At 45.3% G+C, this 4307-nt stretch carries 6 protein-coding genes; all 6 read right to left on the reverse strand.

The features are described from left to right. A partial coding sequence (locus Q0238_RS01425) for a DMT family transporter (protein WP_297942163.1) occupies window positions 1-736 on the reverse strand: 736 nt, incomplete at its 3' end. A gap of 504 nt (window positions 737-1240) precedes the next feature. Beyond that, the gene (locus Q0238_RS01430) at window positions 1241-2056 is read right to left on the reverse strand and encodes a site-specific DNA-methyltransferase (protein WP_297942165.1); all 816 of its coding nucleotides are present in this window, start codon (window positions 2054-2056) and stop codon (window positions 1241-1243) included. Then, window positions 2049-2870 carry a type II restriction endonuclease gene (locus Q0238_RS01435; protein ID WP_005873105.1) on the reverse strand — a complete coding sequence of 274 codons (822 nt, stop codon included), beginning with the start codon at window positions 2868-2870 and terminating at the stop codon, window positions 2049-2051. Before Q0238_RS01435 ends, Q0238_RS01430 begins: the two co-directional genes overlap by 8 nt. Window positions 2871-2877: 7 nt before the next feature. Then, entirely contained in the window at window positions 2878-3069 is a 192-nt protein-coding gene (locus Q0238_RS01440) for a DpnD/PcfM family protein (RefSeq protein ID WP_040304414.1), read from the reverse strand. Continuing rightward, window positions 3069-3779, reverse strand: a complete 711-nt coding sequence (locus Q0238_RS01445) for a hypothetical protein (RefSeq protein ID WP_297942171.1) — start codon at window positions 3777-3779, stop codon at window positions 3069-3071. Before Q0238_RS01445 ends, Q0238_RS01440 begins: the two co-directional genes overlap by 1 nt. Further along, window positions 3776-3946 (reverse strand): hypothetical protein, encoded by a 171-nt coding sequence (locus Q0238_RS01450; RefSeq protein ID WP_297942173.1) that lies wholly within the window; start codon window positions 3944-3946, stop codon window positions 3776-3778. The genes Q0238_RS01445 and Q0238_RS01450 overlap by 4 nt, the downstream gene beginning before the upstream one ends. Between the last annotated feature and the right edge of the window lie 361 nt (window positions 3947-4307).

Consider the following 4307-nt stretch of genomic DNA (forward strand, 5'->3'; position numbering starts at 1 on the left):
TTATCTTTAGCCCCGTCATGTAAAAGCTAAACGCGCATATCGTGCCCAAAATCACCACCGCCGCAAGCGCCGCAAAGCCCTGCGCGTCGCTCACGCCCTTTAGCTGCCAAACCCGCGTGTAAAGCGCAAGCGCGCCACCGCCGATGACCATGCCCCAGCCTAAATTTAACGCGACGGGGTATTTTTGATTTAGCTTAGTCGGGATGAGGCTGTAGATCACGACGCCAAGCGCGCTAATGAGGCACCAAACCAGCGCCTCTGCGCTGATAACGAGCGAGCCAAGGTCGCCGTGAGTGGCGAGCAACACGACGCCCAGCACCGCGAAAATGAGCGCGATGAGCTCGACCTTTTTAGGCACGCGTCGTTCTAAAAAGCAAACGACGGCAAGGATGAGCGCGGGCGCGGAGTACTGGATCACGGTCGCGACGGCGGCGTTTGAGAGCTCGACACCGCAAAAGTACGAATACTGTGTCATCATAAGCCCAAAAAACGCGTAGATGAGCAGCTGCGGCAAAAGCACGCGATCTTTTAGCGGAGCGAGGGCTAGGCGCGGCGAGCGAGCGATGTAATACGCTACCATCGCAAGCCCGGCGAGGCCTAGGCGGTAGGGCACGAGCCAGTCGGCGCTGACGCCCTTTTGCGTGAACAGATACTGCCCGCAAACACTGCTAAATCCCCATAATACGCCGCCAAGAAGCGTGATGAAAACGCCGAAAAATTCGCTCTGTGATCTCATTTGCCGCCTTAAATTTAAAGCCAAAGTATATAAGCTTATGCTTAAGCTGGGGTTAACTTTTGGGTTTGGGCGCGGCGCGATGAGCAAGGTAGGCGGAATTAAATTTAGACAAATGTAGCAAAAATAGGCAAAGATTTAAATTTGAGCGGATGGATAAGGAGGGCATTGCAAAATAATCTTCGAAGTTGTATTGTAAATTTTGAACGCGACAAGATGAGTGAAAATATCGCATGGCTGATGAGGCGGTTTTAAATTTAATCGCACGCAAACTCCCGTCCTTACTTCATGCCTTACATTCGCAGCTTTTTAAGAATCGGCTCAAGCCACAGCTTGGAGTTTCCTCTTGCTCGCAAGCTGCTTTAGCGGAGTGAAAAAGACGGTAGCAAACGCGGCGAATAACAAATAGCCTGCGAAGCTTAAAATTTTAAAACTAGCAACGTATATTTCTTTTGCGGGTTACAAATTTGCGAAGCAAAAAGCGCACTAAAATTCAATGCTTAAATTTTAAAACTTCAAACTCTCTTGTTCTAATAGTCGCAAATCCGCAATCTTTCGCCTAAATTTGGCGAAATTCGCGTCCAGCTCGCGTTTGCGTTTTACGGCGATATCTATAAACTCGTCCTCTTTTTCGATACCTACGAATTTTCGTCCTAGTAAATTCGCAGCTACGCCGGTCGTCGCAGAGCCTGCAAAAGGATCACAAACGACGCTATTTTGAGTGCTCGCCATTAAGATTAATCGCACCAAAAGCGGCAGTGGTTTTTGCGTCGGATGCTTGCCGCACGCCTTCTCCCACGGCGCGATCGCGGGCAAGCTCCACACGTCGCGCATCTGCTTGTCGCCGTTTAGCTTTTTCATTAGCTCGTAGTTGAAAATATGCTTAAATTTCTCGCTTTTTCTTGCCCAGATGATCTGTTCCGAGCCGTGCGTGAGATAGCGGCAGCTGAAATTCGGCGGCGGATTGGTCTTCGCCCACGTGATGACGTTTAGGATTTTGTAGTCCAGCTTTTGTAGCGCCCGACCGATCGAAAATATATTGTGATACGTCCCGCTTATCATTACGCTGCCGTTGTTTGCGAGTGCATCTTTGGCGAGCGCGAGCCATTCGAGATTAAATTTATCTATCTCGTCAATACCGTAGCTTTTGTCCCACTCGCCCTTGTTTACGCTTACGATTTGCCCGTTTTGAATACTGAGTCCATCGTTTGAGAGAAAATAGGGCGGATCGGCAAAGATAAGATCAAACTCGCCTTTAAATTTAGGCAAAATATTGAAGCAATCGCCTTTAAAAAGCTTAAAATCATCGGCTAACTTAAACATTTTTAAGCTCTTTTATAAAGTAATAAAGCGTGGCGAGATTATAAATTTTAACGCTTTTGTAGGCTTCTTCCAGTTTGTTTTTAGCCGCCAGCCACCCCTGTCCGTCGGTTATCCAGATAAATTTAAATCCGCCACAAAGCGCGATCTTTTGTGCTATTTCGATATAAGACCTTGCGACTTCATTTAGCTTCGAGCCGCCCGTGCCGTAAAAATTCGCCTCGATCAGATATGTTACGCCGCCTATGCTAATGACGAAATCGAAAATCTTTTGATCGCTTCCTAAATTTAGAGCAAAATTCCTACTGCTGACCTCGGTTTGAAAGCAGATATTTTCACTTTTAAGATACTCTGAAATCGTTCGTGCGAAATTTACGCCTCCGCGATTTTTTCGCGCATTTGTATCGAGTCCAACTTCCACGCCAAATACGTAATCGTGCAAATTTTTAACCTTTCCGTCCGTAAAAATTTTATCTAGTCCGCTTTCTTGGCAAAACTCATAAATTTTTTCGGGACTTTTAAAATACGTTCCGAGTTTCGTTAGCTCACCGCTAGTCGCTATCACGTCCGTGTTTTTATCGCGAACGGCAATGAGTAAATTTAACACATCGAAACACCATTTGTTTTGCCCGAAAAGAGTGAAAATATCTGTTTTCAAATCCTTTGAACCGAGTAAAAAATCAAGCGTGTGGAGCTTAATAGAAACGGCTTTTAGATTTTTGCCGCATTTTTCAAAGTCGGTAAAGTAGTCAAGGCTTGCATTTGTTTTTCTAAGTGAGCGTAAAAAGTCATCGAATTTCGTTAAATTTGGTTCCATAAATTTCCTAAATTTCAGTTTTCGGCTCGTCCGCGATCGTCGCTTTAAAGTCCGCGCAGACGAAGTTCTCTGCACTCAAAACGATCTCGCAATTTTCGTAAGCCGTCCGCGCGATCTTACACGCTTCTTCTTTATTTTTCGCTTTAATCACGACCTTTTTCGCCAAAGTTTCGGTGATCTCTACTTCAAATTCTTTCATCAAACCCCCATTTTTACTTTCGTGCTCTCGCTTTCTAAGTCGTATTGTTTAGCGATACTTTCGTAGCTCGCAAATTTCACGTTACCGGCAATATCTTTGTATATCGACGCGCTTATCACGCTTTGAAACTGCCTCAACCTGCCCTCATCCGCGACGATAAACATTTTGGCGTTAAAGTCCTGAAGTTCGTAAAATTTATTGAGAGAATTTTTAAAGTCCGTCGAGTGCTCAACCTCGAAAAACGCGTAAGGTAGATTTCGCTCGTTAAACCAGATCGCATCGACGCTGCGCGCCTTGTTTAGTATGCTCGGGTAGGCAAATTCGTAAATCGCCTTTAGCGAAGTGAGGTCGTCCAGCTTTTTGCTTGCGACGAAGCTTTTATTTTTATCCTGTGGCGGCACATAGGTTTGAAATTTGCGCAGGTTGCCGATCTCTACGATAAGGCCTTGAAAATAGGAGTGAGTGAAGCTATCTCGCGGATTCGCGCCACTTTCAAACTCTTTTAAAATTTGCGTCTCAAGCGACTTTAAGCCCCAAAGACCCGGGCGAATCTTAAAAAACTCCGCATTTTCTTGCACGATACGCCGTATAGAAGCAAATGGCGCTCTCGTCGGCCATGAGCTAACGTCGGTCGCAGAATAAAGTTGTGATAGAGTCGCCGCACCGCCAAGCTCTATCATTGCCGCTATCACGAAATCTTTTTGTTTCATATTTGCTTGTCCGTTTTTGTTGTCGCTAACGCTCGGATAAAATTTAACTTCACATTAAACAAGCCTTCGCCTCGGACGCAGACGAAATTTGCAGGCGGGACGGTTAAAATTTGCGGCACTTGCTTTGGCGCGTAAAGCTGTCTAAGCTCTTTTTTAAAATCAAACATTTTATTCCTTTTACGAGATAAATTTCATAAAATTTTGGGCTAGAAGCGGAGCTAAATTTTAAACGGTCATAAAATTTTACAGCATTACGCGATCGTGTGAATGCAAAATTCTATGAAATTTTACGTTTGCCGCATCGTTACAAGAAATTTTGCCGCAAGCGCGTCAATGTCCAGTTACGCAATAAAATTTCACGCCACCTCAAACGGGTATGAATTTTGGCGATAGAAATTTTACGTGGGCAAAACGCGCCGCTATAAATATTTCAAAATTCCGCCGAAGCGCGCGGCTAAAGCGGCCAAATTTAAAACGGCGCTTTAAATTTAGACCAGCGCCAGCTTCAGCACCTCTTCGATCCGATCT

Origin of the sequence: uncultured Campylobacter sp. (assembly GCF_938045775.1) — a bacterium.
Lineage (GTDB): Bacteria > Campylobacterota > Campylobacteria > Campylobacterales > Campylobacteraceae > Campylobacter_B.